This is a genomic window from Arthrobacter sp. StoSoilB5 (assembly GCF_019977235.1).
Taxonomy (GTDB): domain Bacteria; phylum Actinomycetota; class Actinomycetes; order Actinomycetales; family Micrococcaceae; genus Arthrobacter.
Window position 1 is genome coordinate 3,445,087 of record NZ_AP024646.1, and the last position, 22,807, is coordinate 3,467,893.

General features: G+C 62.0%; 17 protein-coding genes. 3 read left to right on the plus strand and 14 right to left on the minus strand.

Features of this window, described 5'->3' with window-relative positions:
• Positions 1-37: 37 nt before the first annotated feature.
• Together ftsY and smc are read right to left on the minus strand one after the other, a co-directional pair.
• Positions 38-1,246 (minus strand): signal recognition particle-docking protein FtsY, encoded by a 1,209-nt coding sequence (gene ftsY / locus LDN75_RS15580; RefSeq protein WP_223933271.1) that lies wholly within the window; start codon positions 1,244-1,246, stop codon positions 38-40.
• A gap of 20 nt (positions 1,247-1,266) precedes the next feature.
• A complete protein-coding gene (gene smc / locus LDN75_RS15585) occupies positions 1,267-4,851 on the minus strand; it encodes a chromosome segregation protein SMC (RefSeq protein WP_223933273.1) in 3,585 nt (1,194 codons plus the stop codon).
• A gap of 367 nt (positions 4,852-5,218) precedes the next feature.
• Here smc and LDN75_RS15590 point away from each other — a divergent pair, with 367 nt between their 5' ends.
• Entirely contained in the window at positions 5,219-9,961 is a 4,743-nt protein-coding gene (locus tag LDN75_RS15590) for a DUF4082 domain-containing protein (protein ID WP_223933275.1), read from the plus strand.
• 141 nt (positions 9,962-10,102) lie between these two features.
• Here the strand turns inward: LDN75_RS15590 and LDN75_RS15595 are convergent, their stop codons facing one another.
• From LDN75_RS15595 to coaD, 9 genes are all read right to left on the minus strand, one after another.
• Complete coding sequence (locus tag LDN75_RS15595) at positions 10,103-11,140, minus strand: hypothetical protein (RefSeq protein ID WP_223933277.1); 1,038 nt, start codon at positions 11,138-11,140, stop codon at positions 10,103-10,105.
• The gene (locus tag LDN75_RS15600; RefSeq protein ID WP_223937600.1) at positions 11,137-12,378 is read right to left on the minus strand and encodes an MFS transporter; all 1,242 of its coding nucleotides are present in this window, start codon (positions 12,376-12,378) and stop codon (positions 11,137-11,139) included. The genes LDN75_RS15595 and LDN75_RS15600 overlap by 4 nt, the downstream gene beginning before the upstream one ends.
• A gap of 86 nt (positions 12,379-12,464) precedes the next feature.
• Positions 12,465-13,169, minus strand: a complete 705-nt coding sequence (locus LDN75_RS15605; RefSeq protein WP_223933279.1) for a hypothetical protein — start codon at positions 13,167-13,169, stop codon at positions 12,465-12,467.
• Positions 13,166-13,600, minus strand: coding sequence for a hypothetical protein (locus tag LDN75_RS15610; protein ID WP_223933281.1), 435 nt, complete (start codon positions 13,598-13,600; stop codon positions 13,166-13,168). The genes LDN75_RS15605 and LDN75_RS15610 overlap by 4 nt, the downstream gene beginning before the upstream one ends.
• Before the next feature lie 46 nt (positions 13,601-13,646).
• On the minus strand, positions 13,647-14,603 hold the full coding sequence (gene mutM / locus LDN75_RS15615; RefSeq protein ID WP_223933283.1) for a bifunctional DNA-formamidopyrimidine glycosylase/DNA-(apurinic or apyrimidinic site) lyase: 957 nt from the start codon (positions 14,601-14,603) through the stop codon (positions 13,647-13,649).
• 19 nt (positions 14,604-14,622) lie between these two features.
• On the minus strand, positions 14,623-15,333 hold the full coding sequence (gene rnc, locus LDN75_RS15620) for a ribonuclease III (protein ID WP_223933285.1): 711 nt from the start codon (positions 15,331-15,333) through the stop codon (positions 14,623-14,625).
• A gap of 23 nt (positions 15,334-15,356) precedes the next feature.
• Entirely contained in the window at positions 15,357-15,560 is a 204-nt protein-coding gene (gene rpmF / locus LDN75_RS15625; protein WP_011775139.1) for a 50S ribosomal protein L32, read from the minus strand.
• Positions 15,561-15,593: 33 nt separating this feature from the next.
• Positions 15,594-16,121, minus strand: a complete 528-nt coding sequence (locus tag LDN75_RS15630; protein WP_223933287.1) for a YceD family protein — start codon at positions 16,119-16,121, stop codon at positions 15,594-15,596.
• A gap of 183 nt (positions 16,122-16,304) precedes the next feature.
• Positions 16,305-16,787, minus strand: coding sequence for a pantetheine-phosphate adenylyltransferase (gene coaD / locus LDN75_RS15635; RefSeq protein WP_223933289.1), 483 nt, complete (start codon positions 16,785-16,787; stop codon positions 16,305-16,307).
• Between the two features lie 35 nt (positions 16,788-16,822).
• Here coaD and LDN75_RS15640 point away from each other — a divergent pair, with 35 nt between their 5' ends.
• Both LDN75_RS15640 and LDN75_RS15645 read left to right on the plus strand, forming a co-directional pair.
• Positions 16,823-18,073 carry an aminotransferase class I/II-fold pyridoxal phosphate-dependent enzyme gene (locus LDN75_RS15640; protein ID WP_223933291.1) on the plus strand — a complete coding sequence of 417 codons (1,251 nt, stop codon included), beginning with the start codon at positions 16,823-16,825 and terminating at the stop codon, positions 18,071-18,073.
• Positions 18,070-18,864, plus strand: a complete 795-nt coding sequence (locus LDN75_RS15645) for a fused MFS/spermidine synthase (RefSeq protein ID WP_223937601.1) — start codon at positions 18,070-18,072, stop codon at positions 18,862-18,864. Before LDN75_RS15640 ends, LDN75_RS15645 begins: the two co-directional genes overlap by 4 nt.
• Here the strand turns inward: LDN75_RS15645 and rsmD are convergent.
• From rsmD to LDN75_RS15660, 3 genes are read right to left on the minus strand one after another with little or no spacing between them, the layout of a single operon-like run.
• On the minus strand, positions 18,861-19,427 hold the full coding sequence (gene rsmD, locus LDN75_RS15650) for a 16S rRNA (guanine(966)-N(2))-methyltransferase RsmD (RefSeq protein ID WP_223933293.1): 567 nt from the start codon (positions 19,425-19,427) through the stop codon (positions 18,861-18,863). The two genes, LDN75_RS15645 and rsmD, sit on opposite strands and share 4 nt — an antisense overlap.
• Positions 19,428-19,484: 57 nt before the next feature.
• Positions 19,485-21,755, minus strand: a complete 2,271-nt coding sequence (locus LDN75_RS15655) for an ATP-dependent DNA helicase RecG (RefSeq protein ID WP_223933294.1) — start codon at positions 21,753-21,755, stop codon at positions 19,485-19,487.
• Entirely contained in the window at positions 21,745-22,806 is a 1,062-nt protein-coding gene (locus tag LDN75_RS15660; RefSeq protein ID WP_223933295.1) for a DAK2 domain-containing protein, read from the minus strand. Before LDN75_RS15660 ends, LDN75_RS15655 begins: the two co-directional genes overlap by 11 nt.
• Position 22,807 lies beyond the last annotated feature (1 nt).

A 22,807-nucleotide genomic window follows, 5' to 3' on the forward strand; every position in this document is an offset into this window, starting at 1 on the left:
CAGCCAGCCAGCGTGGAGACTGTTGGATGGACGGGGACTAATTAAGCAGCGCGTCCACAAAGCCCTCGGCTTCAAAGGGTGCGAGGTCGTCAGGGCCTTCGCCGAGACCGATGAGCTTGACGGGCACGCCAAGGGACTTCTGGATGGCGACGACAATGCCGCCCTTGGCTGTGCCGTCCAGCTTGGTCAGCACGATGCCTGTGATGTTGACCACCTCGGCAAAGACCCGTGCCTGGTTGAGGCCGTTCTGACCCGTTGTGGCATCAAGGACCAGCAGGACCTCGTCCACCTCAGCCAACTTCTCGATCACTCGTTTGACCTTGCCGAGCTCGTCCATCAGGCCGGTCTTGTTCTGGAGGCGCCCGGCGGTATCGACCATGACGACGTCGACTTCCTGGTCGATTCCTGCTTTGACGGCTTCGTAGGCAACGGAGGCTGGGTCGGCACCATCGATGTCCGACTTGACCGTGGGAACGCCAACACGCTGACCCCATGTAGCCAGCTGTTCGGCTGCGGCCGCGCGGAAAGTATCGGCCGCACCCAGCAGCACGTCCTTGTCTTCGGCCACCAGCACGCGCGCCAGCTTACCTACCGTCGTCGTCTTGCCCACGCCGTTGACGCCAACAACAAGCACGACGGCGGGTCGGTCGCCCTTGCGCTCGACATTGAGGGAACGGTCCATGGTGGGATCGACGAGTTTGATGAGTTCTTCACGGAGCATGGCTTTGACATCCTCGGGGCTGCGGGTGCCCAACACCTTGACGCGTTCCCGGAGGGCATCGACCAACTCCATGGTGGGCTCGGTGCCGAGGTCGGCAAGAAGCAGTGTCTCCTCAACCTCGTCCCACACGTTATCGTCGATTTTGTCCCCGGACAGCAGAGCCAGCAGACCCTTGCCCAGAATGTTGTTCGATTTCACCAAACGGGCGCGGAGGCGGGTCAGGCGGCCTTCCACTGGCGCCGGCGTCTCAACGGCGATGGTCTCCAACCCAGCGGCATCATCCGGAACATCAGCACCTTCAACTCTTCCGTCGAAGGTTGGGGCAGGAGGTGCTGTTACGGCATCCGGCCGATCCTCCACAAGGGTTCCGCTGCCTGCGGCCGATGACTGAACCGGGTCATTGGCGTCCCGGGTTCCGGGGTACTTGGCCCCTGACTTCCGGGCCTTCATCAGTACCGGCACCAGCCCGCCGAGCACGACGAGCGCAGCGAGAATGGACAGAATTATGGGTAGGAAATCGTTCACTCCCCTACCTTCTCATAAAGCTATGCCCCGGCACCGAGCCGCTGGCTGATGACGGTGGACACCCCGTCGCCACGCATTGTGACGCCGTAGAGGGCGTCGGCCACTTCCATAGTGCGCTTCTGGTGTGTGATGACGATCAACTGGCTGGACTCCCGAAGCTCTTCGAAGATCGTGATGAGCCGGCCCAGGTTGGTGTCGTCCAAGGCCGCTTCCACTTCGTCCATGACGTAAAACGGCGACGGCCTGGCTTTGAAGATCGCCACCAGCAGTGCCACAGCGGTGAGTGACCGCTCGCCGCCGGAGAGCAGGGACAACCTCTTGATCTTCTTACCTGCCGGCCTGGCTTCCACCTCGATGCCAGTGGTCAACATGTCGTCCGGATCCGTCAGGACCAGCCTGCCCTCGCCTCCGGGGAAGAGCCGTGCGAAGACGTGGTCAAACTGCGCTGAGGTATCGGCGAAGGCTTCGGTGAAGACCTGCTGGACGCGGTTATCCACCTCTTTGATGATGTCCAGCAAGTCCTTCCGGCTGGACTTGAGATCCTCCAGTTGGGAACTGAGGAACTGGTGACGCTCCTCAAGGGCGGCAAACTCTTCCAGCGCCAGGGGGTTGACTTTGCCCAGTGCCGCCAATTCGCGCTCGGCCTTTTTGAGCCTTTTCTCCTGCTCCGCCCGGTCGAAGGGAATTCCTTCCACGAGCGGTGCACCCGTTTCGTCCACCGGCGCCCGGAGTTCCGCCCACTTGTCCGTGGTTGCGCCAGCTGGCTGTGGGACCGGTTGATCAGGGCCGTAATCTGCAACGAGCTGTTCGGCCGATAGCCCGAGTTCTTCGATGGAACGAGCCTCCAAGGCCTCGATTCGAAGACGCTGCTGGGTCCTGGCCATCTCGTCCTTATGCACAGAGTCAGTAAGTTCGGCGAGTTCCTTTGCCAGGGAATCGTTCCCCGAGCGCACCCGGGTCAACTCCTTCTCCAGCTGTTCCCGAACGTGCTCGGCAAGGTCGCGTTCCTGCCCTGCCAGATCCACGGAAATATCGATGAAGTGGAGCGCCTGCTCCACGGCTGACGCAACAGCCGCAGCACGCCGGGCCTGTGCGCGGCGCCGTTGGGCCCGCCGTGCAGCTTCTTCGCGGGCCCGCCGTTCCGTGGCTGCGGCGCGTTCCAGGGCGGCCGCGCGATTACTGATGGCTCCTAGCTGCTCTTCCGCGGTCCGCAGGGCAAGCCGCGCCTCCATTTCCAAGGCGCGGGCCGACCTGGCCTGTAATGCAAGCTCATCCCGCTGATCGGTGGACGGTTCGTCGTCGGGCGCTTCCTGGGCAGCCGCCAGCCGCTCTGCCGCGACTTCCAGGTCCAGCCGGGCTTCTGCGATGTTCGCTTCCGCCCGTGCCAGCGAAGCCTCAAGCCGTTCGCTTTCGCCAACGGCGCTGCGGAGGAGGGAATTCAGATGTCCCAGGCGTTCGGCTACGGCCGCAAGCCTGGCGTCTGATTCGTGCAGTCTTTCCAAGGCGGCATCAGTGCGGTCCTGGGCTTCGACGCGACGCGCTTCGGCCGCAGCCAGGGCGAACCGTCCCCGTTCCAAGCGTGCCGTAACCTCCTGAAGGCTGGCTACGGCGTCGTCCACTGCTGCCTGGATCTCCAACAGCGAGGGCGCCGTGGCCGATCCGCCTTGGGCGGTCAGCGCAGTAAAAACGTCGCCTGCACGGGTGACCACCTTGAGTCCGGGGTGCTCGCCGATCAGCGTTGCGGCTCCTGCCGGATCATCGACGACGGCGACTCCGGCCAGGAGCGCCAAGGCACCCTGGGCAGCTGGTTCAGTGACCTTGAGGACGTCCACGGCCCATCTGCAGCCAGCCGGGAGTCGCGAGGAGGATGGTGCTTCAGTAGCCCCGGCCACGGCGTCAGCCATGAGCAGCGCGGCCCTGCCGGCGTCGTCCTCTTTCAACAGTTGGATCGCGGCCACGGCGTCAGCAGAGTCCCCAACAACGAGCGCGTCCGATGCAGAGCCCAGTGCCGCCGATATCGCGGCCTCATAACCGGACTCAATGGCCAGCATCCCGGCAAGCGGCCCCAGAATGCCTTGGACATCGCCGGAGAGCAGGCGCTCCGAGCCGTCCTTGCGGTTGAGTCCCAAAAGGAGTGCGTCGCGGCGGGCGGTCAGGGCGTCCCGTTGACGAAGTGCTTCCCGCTCTGCGGATTTCAACTCTTCGATCTCCGTCAGCACGGAGTCCAGGGCCTCATTGGCGTTCTCGTACTCGGCGTCAAGACTCTCTTCGCCGTCTTCAACCCCCGCAACTTGGGATTCGAGTGCGGTGAATTCGCTCTGGGCGTGGCGGCGGCGCTCGTTACCCGCAGCGAGTGATTCCCGGAGCCGACCGCGCTCGGCCTCCGCCGCCTCGGCACGGGAGCGTGCGGCCGCGACCTGGCCCGCGAGCCTGGCCAGACCTTCCCGGCGGTCAGCAGCTGCCCTCAACATGGCCGTCAGCCGTTTGTCCTCGGCGGCGGCGAGCGCCTCCGCAGAATCCTTGGCGACTGTTCCTTCCAGGAGGGCTGCCTGCTTTGCCAGGACGTCGTGTTCCAGGGCGGCCTGTTCCTCACGAACCCTCGCCGCCTGCCGCTCCAGCTGTTCGGGATCTCGGCCGGAGTCCGGCACAGCCTCCGAGGAGCCCAGTAGCCGGCGACGCTCAGCGGCCAGGGACCCCAGCGACCGTAGCCGCTCCCGGCCTGCCGACAGTTGGTACCAATGGTCCCGTGCAGCATTGAGCCGCGGGGTTGCCTCAGCCGCCTGCTGTTCCAAAGCGGCCTGGCGTCGCCGCCCATGGCCCAGTTCTGCCTCAACCACTTGGCGGCGTTCCTTCAGGGCGGCCTCGTCTGCGACGTCTTGCTCGAGGCTAGTCATCAGTTGGACGAGGTCGTCGGCGAGGAGCCGCGCACGGGCGTCCCTGACGTCGAACTGGACTGTTTGTGCGCGGCGGGCGATTTCCGCCTGCTTGCCCAAAGGCGTTAATTGACGCCGGATCTCCGCAGTGAGATCGCCAAGCCGGGAAAGATTGGCCTGCATGGCTTCGAGCTTGCGGACGGTTTTTTCCTTGCGGCGGCGGTGCTTCAGGATACCGGCGGCTTCCTCGATGAAGCCGCGGCGGTCTTCGGGCGTCGCGTGCAGTACGCGGTCCAGCTGGCCTTGGCCCACGATCACGTGCATCTCGCGTCCCAGTCCGGAATCGGACAAGAGCTCCTGGATGTCCAGGAGCCGGCAAGGGGCCCCGTTGATGGCGTACTCCGAACCACCCGTCCGGAACAGTGTCCGTGAGATGGTGACTTCGCTGTACTCAATGGGAAGCGCGTTGTCGGCGTTGTCGATGGTCAGTGAAACGTGGGCTCGTCCCAGAGGGGGCCTACCGGACGTGCCGGCAAAGATGACGTCTTCCATCTTTCCCCCGCGGAGGGTCTTTGCGCCTTGCTCCCCCATGACCCACGCCAAGGCATCCACAACGTTGGACTTACCCGAGCCATTCGGACCGACGACTGCGGTGACGCCGGGCTCGAAGTCGAACGTGGTGGCCGACGCAAACGACTTGAATCCGCGGACAGTCAGACTTTTCAAATGCAAGGCGGTTCGGTTCTCCTGGGTGGCCTGTTGACAGCCCTTGCGGGCGGCTGTCTCCCCCTAAATCTACTGCCGTTTGGCCGAAATCCATGGATCTGTAACGGGAAAGCCTTGCGGCAGGGATGCCGCGCCCCTACACTCCTGCCAAGGGTTACTTGGCGGATTCGCTCCGGTGGTCCGGCTTCGACCTGAAGGTCCCTCGGGTAGAGGCTGGATGCGGTCCAGATGTTCGGAACGATCATCCAAGTGCAGAGACCCATATTCCATAACTGAAGATCTTGGTTTGACCCTGGCTGGGGAGCGGCAAGCAGGGACCGTGCGCTAGACGCGGACCCACATTCGCAATTGGCGTACCACTCCAGGAGTTCTGATGACCGGTCCTTCAGCTACCCGACCACAGCGAGTCCTCAAAGGCTTTCTCTTGCCTTTGGTGATTGCCATGGTTGCAGCTCTGCTGCCCCTCACCGCCCCTGTGGCCGTTGCAGCGGGACCTTGCGATCCCGTGGTGAATCCGATCGTTTGTGAAAACTCCAAAGCCGGAAGTCCACCTTCAGAGTGGGACATTGCCGGAGCAGGGGATGCCGGGATACAGGGATTTTCCACGGAGATCAGTGTCAACGCCGGGCAGCCAATCAAGTTCAAGATCGATACGAACGCCTCCAACTACACCATTGCCATCTATCGCACAGGTTGGTACGGGGGTAATGGAGCCCGGAAGATCGCCAACGTGACGCCTTCGGTACTGCGGCAGAACCAGCCCCAATGCATCAGCGATCTGACCACCGAACTCTATGACTGCGGCAACTGGGCCGTTTCAGCTACCTGGCAGGTTCCGTCGACAGCGGTCTCGGGAATTTACATAGCTCTCCTAACGCGGCCTGACAACGGAGACCAAAGCCACATCACGTTCATTGTGCGAAACGATGGCAACCATTCCGACGTCGTCTTCCAGACCTCCGATACCACATGGCAGGCGTACAACGGTTACGGCGGATCCAACTTCTACCAGGGCGCGGCCAACGGCCGGGCCTACAAACTCAGTTACAACCGTCCCATGGATACGCGTGGCGGGATCGGCGGACGGGACTTCTACTTCGCCAACGAGTATCCGATGGTGCGCTTCCTGGAGCAGAACGGATACGACGTCAGCTACATAAGTGGCCTGGATACCGACCGCAGCGGCGCCCAGTTGCTTAATCACAAGGTCTTCCTGTCAGTGGGCCACGATGAATACTGGTCCGGTCCGCAACGCGCCGCCGTCACGGCGGCCAGGGACGCGGGGGTAAACCTGCAGTTCCTTTCCGGCAATGAGATGTACTGGCGCACGCGTTTCGAGGCCTCGACGGTTGATGGGGGCGCTGGCCGCACTTTGACTTGCTACAAGGAGACGTGGGCCAACAGCAAGAGCGACCCAAGTACCCAATGGACCGGCACGTGGCGTGATCCCCGGTTTGCTTCGCAGAGCAATGGCGCCGGCTTGCCGGAGAACGGGCTAACTGGGACTCTCTATATGTCCAACTACACCGATCTCCCCGTGACCGTCTCCGCTGAGGAAGGGAAGACGAGGCTGTGGCGGAATACATCCCTGACTTCGCTGCCGGCAGGTTCCTCGGCGGCTTTGGCCCCACACACCATCGGATATGAGTCCAACGAGGACCTGGACAATGGCTTCCGGCCAGCGGGCCTGATCCAGCTGTCCACCACGGTTGGGAACGTTGACCAGTACCTGCAGGACTTCGGCAACACCGTCAAGCCGGGCCGGACGACACATCATCTGACTCTGTATCGTGCCCCGAGCGGCGCCTTGGTGTTCTCTGCCGGCAGCGTCCAATGGACATGGGGCCTTGACCAGGAACACGACGGCGGAGGCGAAGCGGCCGATCCCCGGATGCGCCAGGCCCAAGTCAACCTGCTTGCGGACATGGGTGCCCAACCCGCTACACGGGCAGCGGGCATCGTCGCCGCCACGGCCAGCACGGATCGAACCGGGCCAACTGTCTCCATTGCCGCACCGGCCAACGCTGCCACCATTGCCCATGGCGCAAGTGTCACCGTGTCCGGTACAGCTTCAGACAGCGGCGGCGTTGTGGCCGGTGTAGAGGTGTCAACCGACGGCGGCACTACGTGGCACCCGGCCCAAGGCAAGCAAAACTGGACCTACACCTACATCCAGAAAGGCCTCTCAGCGGCCACTGTCCAGGTCCGGGCCATCGATGACAGCGCCAACATTGGTGCCGCTTCGGTACGAAACCTCACAGTCACGGGCCCGTACAGCGTATTTGGCCAAACTGTCCCCGCCATACAGGATTCCGGCGACGCCGGCTCCTACGAACTGGGACTGCGGTTCTCTCCCACGGTGGATGGTTTCATCACTGGCGTGAGGTTCTACAAGAGCCAGGCCAATACAGGAACGCACATCGGCTCACTCTGGAGCGGTTCGGGCGAGCGCCTCGCCACGGCCACTTTCGCCAACGAAACACCATCCGGTTGGCAGCAGGTCCTCTTCAGCCAGGCCGTGCCCGTTGCCGCGGGCCAGACATACACGGTTTCATACTGGACTCCGAACGGTCACTATGCCAGCAAGGAATTCCAGTGGGCCTATGGCGGTTCCACCGATGCGCCGCTAACAGTTGCCGGCGGCTTCGGCGCCCAGCCGGCAGGCGTCTACAGCGGATCAGGATTCCCGATCGCAAGCCACAACGGCGGCAACTACTTCGTCGACGCCCTTTTCAGCACGGTTGACACCACGCCGATGACGGTTTCCGGACAAACGCCATACCCGTCATCGTCGAGCGTTTCCGTCAATACCAAAGTCAGTGCCGTGTTCTCCAAACCCGTCACTGCATCCAGCGTCCAGCTAACTTTGACGTCGTCCTCCGGCCCGGTGGCCGGCACCACGACATACGATTCCGCAACGCGTCGGGCGACGTTTACGCCGTCGTCTGCTTTGGCTTTCAGCACGCAATACACGGCCACTCTGTCAGGCACGGATTCGATCGGCGGATCTGTAACGGCCGGCGGGACCTGGTCCTTTACGACAGCGGCAACCTTGCCGGTTGCCGGGGATTGCCCGTGCAGCCTCTTCGATGACAGCGTTACGCCGGGAATCGCCGAGATCCGGGACGGAGTTCCGCTAACGCTTGGGGTGCGTTTCTCAAGCATCAGGGCCGGTGAAGTTACCGGCGTCCGGTTCTACAAGTCGGCCGGCAACACCGGCACGCACAACGGTGCCCTGTACACGGCATCCGGTCAGCAGCTGACGACAGTAACCTTCGCCAATGAGAGTGCTTCGGGTTGGCAAACGGCAATGTTCAGCCAGCCTGTCCAGATCGCCGCCAACACGGAATACATTGTGTCCTACACGTCCCTGACCGGCACGTACTCCGCAACCACCAACGGCTTCGGTTCAGGCATGAGCGTTGGACCTTTGCGGGCATCCTCGGATGCTGGTGCCTACACCTACAGCGGAGGCTTCCCTGCTTCCCGGTCAACTGCGAGCTACCTGGTTGACGTCATCGCTATGATTCCACCGCCTGCCTTCACGGCAAGCGCACAGTCGCCTTTGCCCGGTGCATCCAGTGTTCCGTTGGACAGCAAGGTCAGTGCCGTACTGTCCGAAGCGGCGACGCCGTCCAGCGTCACGCTTGGAGTGAAGGTAACAGGTGGCGCCGCCGTGGCAGGAACAACGAGCTATGACCAAACAACGCGCCAAGTGACGTTCACCCCCGCCTCGCCCCTCGCCGCTGGTACGTCATTCACGGCCACACTGGCTGCGACATCGTCTACCTCCGGGCAGTCGTTGACTGGAGGAACCTGGACCTTCACCACAGTTCCAGCCCCGCGCACACCGGGGGCCTGCCCTTGCACGCTGTACCAGGACTCCGTCACGCCGACCACTGCAGAGGTTGATGATGGTGCCCCGCTGACGTTGGGCGTCCGCTTCTCCAGCGATACCGCAGGCCAGGTTACAGGCGTCCGCTTCTACAAGTCTGCTGGAAACACCGGCACCCACACGGGTTGGCTTTACTCCGGCAGCGGGCAGCTCCTGGCATCGGTCACATTCACCAACGAGTCGAGTATGGGCTGGCAAACAGCGAGTTTCAGCCAGCCAGTGAATATTGCTGCTGATACTGAATACGTTGTTGCGTACAAGACTCCGACTGGCAAATACTCTTACACTGCGGGCGGTTTCGGTGAGGGTCTGACCAGCGGACCCCTGCGAACCACATCAGATGCGGGTGCCTACTCCTACAGCAGCGATTTCCCGAACGTACCGTCCACGGCAAGCTATCTTGTTGACTTGGTGCTCACGGTGCCGGAGCCTCCTCTGACGGTTACGGCGCAAGTACCGTCGCCGGGCGCCACCGGCATTCCCACCGACGTCAAACCCTCCATAACACTGTCCTCGGCTATCCGGGCGGGAGCATCGATGACTGTGACTGCCAATGGCGCATCTGTGGCCGGCAGCACCGCGTTGTCAACCGATGGCCGGACTGTCACGTTCACGCCGGCAACGGCCCTGCCGAACAGCACGGCGGTGTCCGTCAGTGTGACGAACGTGGTCTCGCAACAGGGGCAAACCCTGCCGACTACCAGTTGGCAGTTCACTACAGCCAGCCCCACCGTGCAACAGTCCACGATCTTTGGGGCGCTTCAACCGCAAGTGGCCTCGGCTTCGGAGACGAAGGCCGTGGAACTGGGGACCGCGTTCAGCGTTTCCCAGGCAGGCAATGTGACAGGCATCCGTTTCTACAAAGGGACCGGGAACACCGGGACCCATGTTGGGTCGCTGTGGAACGCAGCCGGCACACGCCTGGCACAAGTGACATTCGTCAACGAGACAGCGACCGGATGGCAAACAGCCACTCTGTCCACACCAGTGGCACTGGTGACGGGCCAGACCTACGTTGTCTCCTACCGGGCGCCCAATGGCCGATATTCCTACACCACCGGCTTCTTCAACCAGACATGGACGAGTGGCGTCTTCACCGCTTCGGGACCCAACAACGGTCTGTACCGGTATGGTGCCTCTGGAACAATGCCGGCCAATTCCTGGAACGCTACGAACTACTTTGTGGACGTGGTGTACGCCACCACTACCCCTCCAGCCTAAGCCCAGGCGAGTGGCCTGCTGAGGTTCTGCTGATGCGCTAACCTCGCCTCCGTACTGCTGGCGTCCGGCCCCCTGAACTCCAGGGCCGGACGTCAGCATTTAAGCATCAACCCCAGCGCCCTCACCGTTCACCAGCATCATTCAGCGGACTACGCTTGGCGACCACGCATGGGGAATAAACAGGCTGGGTTGGGACGCCGGATCCGTCCCCAGCTTCCAAACGTTGCTGTCGCCTGGACTGTTTTCATCCGCCAATCCGTAAAGCACGTTTTGATCGTCCAACCATTCGATCTGGTCATCCACGCTTCGCTTTTCCGAAAGGACAGTTTCCCGTCCCGTAGCCAAGTCAAGCAATGCGACTTTCCAGTGCGCAGTCAACGGCCCGGCGTCGTTCTTCTTATAGGCAATCCGTGTGCCATCCGGCGAGATGGACGGGCACTCGACATTGTCGTGGACCGCAGTCAGTGTCTTGGCCGACAAACTGCCGCGAACAAGCCATATACGCCCGGCGGAAGCCGCAGTGGCGTAGAAGACGTCGCTTTGCCCGGGCGCAAAGGTGACGCCCCAAATGTTTCTGTCTGTGGCCTGCAAGCGCTCCCCATTGACTATCAGGGCGAAGTCCTCCAGGTTTCCCGAACCAGCCGAACCAGGCGCAGTGAAGTTGATTTCGGTAGCGGTGGAGAACCCTGCAGTCGCATATGAATGGCCCGTGACGAACACGGTGGTTGCAATCATGGACCCGTCCGCACTGATCCGGGTCCGGCTCGGTATCCCCGGCACCGGCCATGCACGCTGCTGCTGCCAGTCACGGTCCAGGACGGCGGCTTCGAAAGCGGTCACGAGGCCACGGTTCGTCTTGAGGCAAATTACCGTGGATCCTGTGCCGTAGACCCTGTCACAGGCCTGCTCGCTCACGGCACGCGTGCCATCAGGAGAGGACAACGCGACAGTCGCGGCGTTGCCATACCCCTGTCCGCCTGCCGTGTTCCGAAAAAGCACGAAGGGAACGGCCGGCAACGGTTGGCCTGCAGTGACCCCTACGGAAGGCGCGGCCGTACGGCTCTGCTCAAACCGCTGATACGCCCCAACTGCATAAATCCCCGCAGCAGCAAGCACCACCGCCGTTACCGCAAGGAGGATGCCCCAGCGCAGCCTCCCACCGGTGAAGGTAGTGCTCATTCGCTGCCCAGCTTTGGCCTGGCCCCGGGAAGGATGAAGATGACGGCAACCACAGCACTGGCCAACATCGCGCCCGCAACAACCATGGCTGTGGAAGCACCAACGGCGTACCACAGCACGCCGAATCCAGCGGAAGCGGTCATCCTGCTCAACGCAACCACAGTCTGCGCGGAGGCGATTCCCGTGGCAAGCTTCCCCGGAGGTGTCAGTTGGCTGGCCAACGCCGCCAGCACTCCGTCAGTGGCTGCATAGAACCCACCCAGTAGGACCAGGCAGCCCAAAGTGCTCAAAAGGCCACCGAAAGGCGCCGCAGCCAGGAAGTAACAAGCCAGCAGCGCGATGTGACCGCCCACGAAGACCGGCACCTTGCCCACCCGGTCAGCCAGCCGTCCCAACGGAACCGCAAAGGCCAGGAACACCACATTGGTGCCGACGAAAAGCAACGGAAACCACTGCACCGCGAAGGAATCCCGGTTCTGCAGCACGAGGTAAACGAAACCATCGCCGATGGTCAGCAATCCAAGGAGCCCCGCAGAAACCAGCAACTTGCCCAGGCCCGGCTCCCGCAGATGGCTCCACGAGAACGCAAAGAGCCTTTGGCGTTGCGTCCGGGAGCCGGCGGTTTGTTCGGTGTCGCTCTTGGCTTCGATCCCTTGGAGCCCATCCGCCCGGAGGTCCGGCACCACCAATCCGAGCACTGCAACGCCGATGACGGCAAAGGCCAGCGACACCACAAACACGGTGCTGAAGCCATTGGGAATCATGAGCAGCACAAGGAAAGCAATCATCGGCCCCGCCGCCGCACCGATGTTGTCCAACATCCTGTGCACGCCAAAGGAACGGGCCAGATGTTCCGGTTGCGCTGAAACAGTGATGAGCGCATCACGTGGAGCCGTCCGAATGCCTTTGCCAATCCTGTCACCGGTCACAATGGCAGCTACCGCCCAGAACCCTCCTGCGAACAGGAACCCTATCCGGGCGAGCATGGACAGCCCATAGCCAGCCAACGCGATCCGTTTCGGGTGGCCGCTGCGGTCCGCGGCCCAGCCAGCGGCAATCCTCACAATGGCGCTTGCGCCTTGGTTAATGCCGTCGATGAATCCGAAGGCGATGGTCGAAAGGCCCAGGAATCCTGTCACATACAGCGGAAGGATCGCCGTCACGGATTCGGATGACACATCCGTCACCATACTGACAACGCCCAGCCACAGGATGACGGGAGACAAACGAAACGGCACCTCGCTGGATAGTGCCGTCGTGGCTGCTCGGGGCTTTTCCCGTTTGCCACCGCTACGATCCGAAAGTGAGATGTACATACGTGCCCCTAGTCCGCCGCCGCGTGCAGGCTGCCCAAAAGCTGGAAGCGTGAAATGCCGGTTCCGGTCACCGACACTGACACCGTCACTATGTCCGTGCCACGCACGAACCTCGCTGCTACGGCTCCGTCCGGCGCGGTGGCATCCTCGGACCAGAAGCCTTGGGGGACCAAGGACTGGCGGAAGGCAGCCAGAACGTCCTCTTGCGAAGTGCCCACGATTCCGTCCGCAGTCAACTGCAGGACGTTGCCGGAGGTCGAGATGCTGGTGGATCCCACGGTGGTCCCGGCCGGCATGGCCACAACGCTGCCCGGCCAGCCCTCCACCAGCGAGCCCTTCGCTGTGCCGGATTTCGGTAACGGAGCAGTGATGAGTGGGGCCGGTGCAGACGGCTCCGGGAGCCCTGTGGGTGTGGACGTGACCGGGGGCAGGACCTCGAGTGGCTTGGCTGTTGTTCCGCCGTCGCCTGCACCGTTGCCTCCACCGTCCGCTGGGCTGCTTTCGGAACTGCCCGACGTCGGACTGCCGGAGGGAGATGGGCTGGCGCTGCCGGAAGCAGTGCCGTTCGAGGGGTTCGCGCCCGGGCTCGAGGATGCCGGACTCTGGGCCGTAACAGGTCCGGGTTTGGAGGCCATCTGGTCCAGCACGAGAGCAACGGCCGCAATCAGCACGGCGAGGCAGATGCCCGCGATCACCAGGCGCCGGGCCATCATGGCTTGCCCGGACTTGCCGCGCCGCCGAGGAGCTCATTGGCCTTCGCCTCAAGCCCGTCGTCGACGAAATCGTAAATGAATGATGCCAACCAGATCACCACGGTCGCCGCGATCCAGCCGAAGATGCCGTTGATGGTGAACCCATTGGAAAAGATGCTCGTCACCACAAGGATGGCGAATGTGGCCAGCAGCCCTGCAAGCACCGTCAGGGCTTTGGTGACCACCCACGTACGCCGGTCTGCCCGCTGCGCGTGACGGCGATGGAAAAAGGCCAGGATCAAGGGCTTGACCAAAAGCGTGGCCGCCGTGAACACCACGACGGCCCAAAGAAACCCGGCTCCCAAACGGACCCCGGGAAGAACTGACGCCACCCACAACGTGATGGCGTTGAAAACCAATGCGATGGCGATCCGAACCGCCAAGCTTTTCATGGGGACAGTCTGCCATTGCGATCCGGATTCCGGAACAGTTTTAGCCCTACCAACGCCCGTTTCGCGGCCGTGGCTGGCAAACCGGACACGTGTAGGAAGAGCGGTTCATGAATTGCTCACGCTTGATGATGCTGTGCAAGCCTGCTGCTTCGCAACGGCTGCACAATTCACCGGCTCTTCCATAGGCATTCAGCGAGCGAGCGAAGTATCCCGAATCGCCGTTGACATTCACGTACAAGGAATCAAAGCTCGTGCCTCCAGCCGCCAATGCCGCGTTCATGACGTCTTCTACCGCCTGCATAAGCCGGGCGGCATCGACGCGGCGCAACGTATCAGTAGGCCGGGCGTAATGGAGGCGGGCGCGCCAGAGGGCCTCGTCCGCATAGATGTTGCCAATCCCGGAAATGACCGACTGGTCCAGCAAGGCCCGCTTCAGGCCTGTCTTCCGGCTCCTGACTTTGCGATAGAACGCCTCGAAGGAAAAGTAAGGGTCCAGCGGGTCACGGGCAATGTGGGAGGCTTCCTCAGCGATCTCAGGCAAGGGCGTTTCCCCCAAGCCTCCAGGGCCGTCGTCGGAAGTCGGCACCAGGGATGTTACGAAAAGGCCACCGAAAATGCGCTGGTCCACAAATCGCAATTGCTCCGGCATTCCGTTCACCGGGCTGAGGGAGATTCTAACTTTGAGGTGCTTCTCGTCCGGGACATGGGGGTCCTGCATGAGCAATTGTCCGCTCATCCCCAGATGGGCCATGAGGGCTACCTTGGGCAATGGACCGTCAACGGCCTGCGCGCCGTCCATGGCGAGCGGCATCCAGAGAAATTTGCCGCGTCGGACAACGTCCAGAACCGTGGCGTGTTCGAGGTTGCCGACGAAGTCTTCGGTGCCAAGGTTATGGCGGCGGATTGACCGTTGGTCAAGGACCTCGACGCCCGTGATCGTTCGTCCGCGAACCCAGCGGGCCAGGCCACGACGAACCACTTCTACTTCTGGAAGTTCAGGCATTGGATTTGTGGATTGGACTTCAGGCGGAACCGGGTCCGGCAGGCGTTTGGTCCAGTGCCGTCAGGGCACGCCAAGCGTCAGCGGCAGCTTCCTGCTCGGCTTCCTTCTTCGAGTGGCCAGAGCCGCGGCCATAAGGAGTTCCACCAATGTTCAGGACGGCCTCGAACGTACGTGCATGGTCCGGTCCCGAGCCTTCAACGGCGTAGTGGATTGCTCCTAGCTGGCGGCTGGCAGTCAGTTCCTGGATACTCGTCTTCCAGTCCGTACCGGCTCCGAGGGCGCCCGCGTCCTTGAGGAGTGGACCCACCAATCGCATCACCAATTGCCGCGCAGTCTCGATGTCATTGGAGAGGTATGTGGCGCCGATCAGTGCTTCCATCGTGTCCGCGAGGATCGAGGCCTTGTTCTTGCCGTCGGTGAGCTTTTCGCCTTGCCCGAGATAGATGAACTCACCCACGCCAAGCTCGCGGCCAATACCGGCCAAGGCACGCGTACTCACGACGGCGGATCGCCGCTTTGCCAGTTCACCTTCAGGCAGCGCGGGGTTCTCACGGTAGAGCGAATCGGTCACGGAGAACCCCAGAATGGAGTCGCCGAGGAATTCAAGACGCTCATTGGTGGGAATCCCACCGTTCTCATACGCGTATGAGCGATGTGTCAGAGCAAGACGAAGCGTCTCGGTGTCAATGGAGACACCGAGACGCTTCAGAAGCTCTTCAGTTGAAGACATCCTTTGTCAGCCTATGTGGCAGATTAGGCGTCTGCTACCTTGCGGCCCTTGTATTCAAGGAACAGCGCGGTGCCGGCGGAGTCGGTGACGACCTTTGCCTGGTGCGGCAGGCTATAAGTAACCTGACCGTTTTCGATGGTCTTGACCAAGTTGGGGGCAGTTGCCTTCCACTGGGCACGGCGGGCGCGTGTATTTGCGCGAGACATTTTCCGCTTGGGAACAGCCACGGCTATCTCATTTCTCTCTTAGTCCAACACTTACTAATCAGTTTGCCGGTCAGTCTTAGCCAGATCAGCTAGGGCAGCCCAGCGAGGGTCAATGACCTCGTGGTGGTGCCCCGGCTCGTCTTCCAGGCGTGCTCCACATTCGGAGCAAAGGCCCTGGCAGTCTTCCCGGCACACCGGCTGGAACGGCAGCATAGTGACAACTGCGTCCCGCAACACCGGCTCAAGATCGATTAGATCGTGCTCGACTCGACGTTGCTCTTCATCGTCTTCTTCGTCAGAAAGCTGCACGCCTTCATAGAAGAAAAGTTCTTGCACATTGACTTCAAGGTCATACGCAAGGGGATCCAGGCATCGACCGCACTCGCCGGTTACTTCGACGACTACGGATCCTGATACCAGAATTCCTTCGTGTACGGCCTCAAGGCGAAGATCCAACTCGACATCCGAGCCTTCCTTCACACCAATGAGCGCCACACCAAGGTCACTTGGCGCAGGTACATGTTCGTTGAGTGTCCGCATGGTCCCTGGACTGCGTCCAAGATCCTTGACTACCAGCGCCAAGGGCGAACTTGCATCTCGCTTAATGAGAACTCCTGTAGAACATATGACCGACGTACCATCTTAGCCTGATCAAGCCTGAGGACTCAAACCGGCGCCGGGCGCGCGCAGAGCGCGACGGTTTCAGCTGGGATCCTCCGCAAGAAGCTGCGAGGTACCTGTCAAGACTACCCCCTTGCGGGAGGGTTACGTTCCAGACTCGCCAGCGAGGAGCCGCTTCAACACGGATTTCGGTACGAAGTCGGAGATGTCGCCACCCAATACATTGACCTCTTTGATCAAGGTGGAGGACAGGTGGACGTAGTGCGCTTCTGCCGGCAGGAAGACAGTCTCGACGCCGGTAAGCTGACGGTTCATGGTGGCCATCGGTAGTTCGTAGTCAAAGTCCGAGGACGAGCGCAGGCCTTTGACAATTGCCGAAACGCCCCGATGCCGGCAGTACTCGGCCAACAGTCCTTCGCCCATGGGCTCGACAATGATGCCACGCAGGGACGCCAGAGTCTCGCGGGCCATCTCCATCCGGTCTTCAAGGCTGAAGCGGTACTTCTTGGCGTAATTGGTGGACACGGCCACGATGACTTCGTCAAACAGGCCTGCCGCCCGCGCGATGACTTCGAGATGTCCGTTGTGGATAGGGTCAAAGGATCCAGGGCATACCGCACGTCTCATGACACGAACCTACCCCATAGCTTCACCGGGATACCATGGCTGACATGTCACCTGCAGGCAGCACTTTACCGCTCAACACAACGGCCAATGCCTCCGCGCCATGGCAGCGGGCCGCAACCGGCGCCAACCTGCTTTCGCCTGACGGAAACCTCGGAGTAACCATCTTCGAAGAGATGACCACCTTGGCCATCTCTTCCGGCGCGATCAACCTCGGACAGGGCTTCCCCGACGAGGACGGCCCCGCGGAAATCAAGGCCGCAGCACAGGCAGCCATCGCCGCAGGAGCCAACCAATACTCACCCGGCAAGGGCATCACGGAACTGCGGGAAGCCGTCGCGGAACACCAACGCCGGTTCTACGGGCTTACCCCGGACCCGCAGACGGAAATCATCATCACTACGGGCGCCACGGAAGCCATTGCTGCGTCACTCCTTGCCTTCATCCAGCCCGGCGACGAGGTCCTGACCTTCGAACCGTTCTATGACTCCTATGGGGCTGTCATCGGATTGGCAGGGGCACAACATGTCACTGCTCCCCTGCCCGCTCCGGATTTCCTTCCGGACTTGTCCATGCTGGAAGCCGCCTTCAGCAGCCGCACCAAGGTGGTGCTCCTGAACAACCCGCACAATCCCACCGGCGCCGTCTTCCCTCTAGAGGTTCTGGCAAAGGTGGTGGAGCTGGCCACCAAGTACGACGCCATCATTGTCAGCGACGAAGTTTACGAACACCTCACCTTCGGCGTATCCCATATTCCGGTCGCTTCCCTGCCGGGCGCCGCCGAACGGACCCTCACCATCTCTTCTGCCGGGAAGACGTTCTCCTTCACAGGGTGGAAGATCGGCTGGCTCACGGGACCCGAGGACCTGGTTGCCGCTGTCCGCACCGTCAAACAGTTCCTGACGTACAGTTCTGGAACGCCGTTCCAGAGCGCCATCGCCGTGGGGCTTGCCCTACCTGACGAATTCTATGCAGGCATCGCTGAAACCCTGCGGCATAAACGGGACGTCCTCTCCGAGGGCCTTCGCGCCGCAGGATTCGACGTCTACACGCCCAGCGGCACGTACTTCGTCAACGTCGACACAGAACCGCTGGGCATCAAGGACTCCGTGGACCTGGCACGCCGGTTGCCGGGCCTGGTTGGCGTCGCCGCGATCCCGGTTCCCGTTTTTTGCCATCCTGAAGGGGCAGAACGGACCCGCAGCCTGCTGCGTTTCGCCTTCTGCAAGAAAACCAGTGTCTTGGAAGAAGCTGCCGAACGACTGGCCGGGCTCAAGGACCTGCTCTGAACCGCAACGACTCAGGCCGCCATCAAGCCGCGCGTTTCCTTCGGACCACAGGACAGCACGCCACTATTGACTCCGATACGCTCATTGAAGGCAGCTATATCCTCAGCATCGGTGGCGCTGAACAATCCCACGTGAATCTGGCCAACCCTGCGGAGATCTTCTACGAGTATCTTCGGAGAATCGGTCATGTGGTGGATCTGGTTGCAGAGCCAGCCGAGCCGCTGTCCGTGCTCCATCTCGGCGCCGGTGCCCTGACGTTGGCCCGTTACATCCAGGCCACCCGTCCCGGTTCGGACCAGTATGCGGTGGAACTCGAACGCGAACTACTGGACTTCGTCCTGCAAAAGCTGCCTATGCCGGAAGGCACGCGGCTGCACACGCACATAGGCGACGCACGCGAGGCCCTGGCCGAACTTCCCGCGGAGGTGGGGTTCGACGTCGTGATCCTTGATATCTTCTCCGGGCCCGAGGCACCAGCCCATATTGCGTGCCGGGAGTTCTATGAAGAGGCCGCTGCCCGGCTGCGGCCCAACGGCATACTGATCGTGAACGTGGGCGATGAACCGGCACTGACTCTGGTGCGAAGCCAGGTAGCTGCCCTTCGGCAGGCCCTGGCGGACGTCGCCGCCTTCGCCGAGACGGGAATGTTCGCCGGGCGCTACCCCGGCAATATCATCCTGGTAGGCACCCGTGCGCCATGGCCGCCAGCGTGGACCGGCGCATTACTTGAGCGGGGCCCACACCCTGCAACAGTCCTCCACGGCGTGGATCTGGACAGAATCTCGGACTAGGCAGGTTCAGCGAACCATAGCTTGGTCTCGCCGTACTTTTTGTCAGCGAAACATTCCAGTTCTTCGGGCCAGGACGGTTCGGCACTTCTGGACGACCTTTCCACCACTACCACTGCCCCTTCATCCAAGTGGGGCGACAACTTGGCGAGCACCGCACTCAACGCTGGTTCGTCCAAGGGGTAAGGCGGGTCCAGGAACACCAGGTCCCACGTATCGCGTCCTGTGGCACGCTCCAGGAAAGACTCAACCTTGGACCGATGGACTGAAACCTTTTTGGCGCCCAGGATTTGATTCACCATGTCCGCGTTGCGCTGGCACGCATCGCTGGCCTTGGCATCGAACTCCACCAAATCCACGCTGCGTGCACCCCGGCTGGCGCTCTCGACACCCAGGGCTCCAGAGCCGGCATAGAGATCCAGCACCCGCGAATCATCGATGACGGCCAAGGATTCGAGACGGGAAAACAGCGCTTCCTTGACGCGGTCCGTAGTGGGCCGCGTTGCCGTGCCGGGCACGCTGGTGAGGGGATTCCCACCTGCCATGCCGGCAATAATCCGGCTCACAGTGCCTCTCCGTAACGCATGTCCGAACGTTTGCAGATGCCCAGGCCTGGGAAATCTCTAACCGCGTTCAAGGAACGCCTCCTTTTCAGGGTTCAAGTAGTCATCAATGGTCGCGGCAAGGACCGGCTGGTGCCGCAGTGCCGGGTCCTCGGCCACCAGGGCCTGCGCGTCTGCGCGGGCACGGGCAATGAGGTCCTCATGCTCCAGGACACGGAGCAGCTTGAGCGTGGACCGGCCACCTGATTGGGAAGCACCAAGGATATCGCCTTCACGGCGGAGTTTCAGGTCTTCCTGGGAGAGCTCGAAGCCGTCGGTGGTGGACGCCACAGCCTCCAATCGTCGACGACTCGGGTGCCCGGGCTCCAATGTAGTAACCAGCAGGCAAGTTCCTGGCAGGCCGCCACGGCCCACCCGTCCGCGAAGCTGGTGGAGTTGTGAAATACCAAAGCGCTCGGCGTCCAGGATCACCATCAGGGTGGCATTGTGGACATCGACACCCACCTCAATGACAGTGGTGGACACCAACACCTTGGTTTGGTTTGCCGCGAACGATGCCATGGTTTCGGTCTTAAGCAGCGGATCCTGCCGGCCATGGAGGGGCGCGATAGTCACTCCGGCCAACGAAGGCTCCTCCACAAGGCTTTCGACGACGGCAGTCACCGAGGCAAGCTCGCGGCCCGGACCTTCGTCCGAGAGTTCGGCGTCTGTTGGTTCGGCCTCTCCGGGGCTGAAGTCGCCGTCGTCATCCGCGCCGATTTTGGGGCATACAACGTAAACCTGATGGCCGGCGTCGACTTCTTCCCGTGAGCGTTTCCAGATTCGATCCGCCCAGCCGGGGTTCTCCGCGAGCCCCACAACATGAGTGGAAATGGGGGCACGCCCTGCAGGGAGTTCATCCAGGATGGAGGTCTCAAGGTCGCCGAACACGGTCATCGCCACTGTGCGGGGAATCGGCGTGGCAGTCATAACCAGCAGATGCGGGGGTCGCTGGGCCTTGGCACGCAACGCGTCCCGTTGTTCCACGCCGAAGCGGTGCTGCTCATCCACAACGATCAAGCCGAGATCCTGAAAACTGGTTTTGTCGCTCAATAGCGCATGGGTGCCGATGACGATGCCGGCGTTCCCCGATGCGGCGTCGAGCATGGCCTGCTTCCTGGCAGCCGTGGGCATGGAGCCGGTCAGCAGCGTCACTTGGACGCCAGCCTGCCCGGCATCCGTACCGAGGATGCCTGCACCGAGCATGCCGGCGCCGCCGAACATGTGATCGCGGGCCAATGAACCCAAGGTGCGCCGGATGGAGTCGAAATGCTGTGCGGCCAAAACCTCGGTGGGGGCGAGGAGCGCAGCCTGTCCACCAGCATCAACCACCTGCAACATCGCCCGCAGGGCCACGATGGTCTTGCCGGAACCCACCTCACCTTGCAGGAGGCGATTCATTGGTGTGTCCTGGCCAAGTTCTTCGGAAAGTGTCTTTCCCACCGCAGTCTGGCCAGCAGTGAGCGTGAAGGGCAGGTTCCGGTCAAACGCGGCCAGAAGGCCGTCTGCGACCGGACGCCGGGCAGTGGCTTCCTCGGCGGCAAGCTGGGCACGGCGTCGCGCCAGTGCCGCCTGCAGCACCAACGCCTCTTGGTAGCGGAATCGTTCCTGTGCCCGCTGCCAATCCTTGGCCGTCTCAGGGGAGTGGATGAGGCGATAAGCTTCGGCCACACTGAGCAGCCCATCCCTGCTGACGATGGACTCCGGCAGCGGATCCGCCAGGGCGTCGAGGTCCACGGTTTGCAGCAGCGCGGTAATCACTTTGTGAATGGACCAACTTGTTAGCTTTGCCGTAGCGGGATAGACGGGGATGGGCATGGCTGCCAGCTTTTCCGGGTCAATGGAGCCGTCTGCGTCCGGATCCTCATCCAACAACAGGAAGTCCGGATTAGTCAGCCCCAAGGCGCCCCCGTAGCGGGTCACCTTGCCGGAAAACATCGCCCGGCGTCCCGGAAGGAGCTCCGCCTTGGCCCGGAACCCATTGAAGAAACTGACTTTCAGGGTGCCCGGGACGTGGTTTCCACCGGCTTCGTCGGTCACCACGACGTCCGTGATGGAACCCCGCCTGGCACGCATCTGACGGGTGCTGTTGGACAGGACCCGGGCAATCAGCGTGACTTCCTCGTCAAGGGGAAGGTTGCTGATGGGAGTAAGCTCGCCCCGGCTCAAATACCTGCGCGGAAAGTAGTTCAGCAGGGCGCCGGTTGTCTTGAGGCCAAGGTGCTTGTCAATGACCGAAGCCGAGCGCTTGCCGATCCTGCGTTCGAGGGGCAGTTCCAGCTCAGTATTCATGCCGTGACTGGCCCGGGGTGCTGCTGGGTTCTGCAGTTTGGGTTGCGTCCTGGTCCTGGTGTCCGCCTGCGGCATCGCGGGGCAGGGCAAGTTGGCTGACGGCAATGTCTGTGGGCTCCCCCAGCGACCGAATCAGCGCAACAGCTGGCGCGGGATCAGGTACGTGGACATGCACGCGCCAACGATAACTGGCTTCAATACCGGATTCGTCGTCGTCGTCAGGATTGCCTGCAGTATTGCCGACCTGGCTCATGATGACGGAATCGCCCATCTCATCCAGGCGTTGGCGCAGCACGGCTGCGTCCAAGGGCGAAAGGTTGATGGTACACATGACTTCCACGCCGTCGTCGGCCGGCATCTGCTGGTGGATGTGCGGATCCTGGAGCTGGTAGCCATGGAGGCTATCGAGGAGCTCCTCCTGCAACTCTTCACCGAGGACCGCAGAACGGAGGCAGTCCAGCACCAGCAACATACCTACACCGCCGGCATCCACCACGTGCGCCTCATGGAGCGGTGCGAGTTCGTCCTCGGTGCGAACGACGGCTTGGAAAGCGGCATCCACCACTGCATCCAAAGCAAGGCCCAGGGCGTGGTTGCTGTCATCACCGTTCTGGGAAGAGTCCGCCGCTTGGGCCGCGTGGGCGGCTGCCTCAAGGACGGAAAGCATGGTTCCGGATACTGGCTCACTCAACGCCGACCAGGCCCGGATCTGGGCCCGGTTGAGGGCCGTGGCCAGAAGCGGCGCACTCAGGCGCGCTTTTCCGGCAAGTGGCTCGGCCGCCGCGCACAGGAAGACCGCAAAGAGGGTGCCCGAGTTGCCCCTGGCCTGTTCCATGGCAGCCTGACCGGCGCGCGAGAGCACGGCACCGACGTCGTTACCGGTTTCGATGGCGTCAGGAGCGGTTCCCCCCAAAGCTGACACAGCTGCCCGCGCGGTGAGATAAAGGTTGGTTCCAGTATCGCCATCGGCGACCGGGAAGATGTTGATCGCGTTGAGGCGGTCGCTATGGTTGCCAAGGACCACCTCTGTCTTGCCGAGCCAACGTTTCATG

What these genes read in the sequence shown, in the direction of transcription:
- mutM (WP_223933283.1), bottom strand. Translation starts at nt 14,603, where the DNA reads ATGCCTGAACTTCCAGAAGTAGAAGTGGTTCGTCGTGGCCTGGCCCGC.
- LDN75_RS15610 (WP_223933281.1), bottom strand. Translation starts at nt 13,600, where the DNA reads ATGAAAAGCTTGGCGGTTCGGATCGCCATCGCATTGGTTTTCAACGCC.
- LDN75_RS15605 (WP_223933279.1), bottom strand. Translation starts at nt 13,169, where the DNA reads ATGATGGCCCGGCGCCTGGTGATCGCGGGCATCTGCCTCGCCGTGCTG.
- rnc (WP_223933285.1), bottom strand. Translation starts at nt 15,333, where the DNA reads ATGTCTTCAACTGAAGAGCTTCTGAAGCGTCTCGGTGTCTCCATTGAC.
- coaD (WP_223933289.1), bottom strand. Translation starts at nt 16,787, where the DNA reads ATGAGACGTGCGGTATGCCCTGGATCCTTTGACCCTATCCACAACGGA.
- LDN75_RS15595 (WP_223933277.1), bottom strand. Translation starts at nt 11,140, where the DNA reads ATGAGCACTACCTTCACCGGTGGGAGGCTGCGCTGGGGCATCCTCCTT.
- LDN75_RS15660 (WP_223933295.1), bottom strand. Translation starts at nt 22,806, where the DNA reads ATGAAACGTTGGCTCGGCAAGACAGAGGTGGTCCTTGGCAACCATAGC.
- LDN75_RS15590 (WP_223933275.1), top strand. Translation starts at nt 5,219, where the DNA reads ATGACCGGTCCTTCAGCTACCCGACCACAGCGAGTCCTCAAAGGCTTT.
- LDN75_RS15640 (WP_223933291.1), top strand. Translation starts at nt 16,823, where the DNA reads ATGGCTGACATGTCACCTGCAGGCAGCACTTTACCGCTCAACACAACG.
- LDN75_RS15655 (WP_223933294.1), bottom strand. Translation starts at nt 21,755, where the DNA reads ATGAATACTGAGCTGGAACTGCCCCTCGAACGCAGGATCGGCAAGCGC.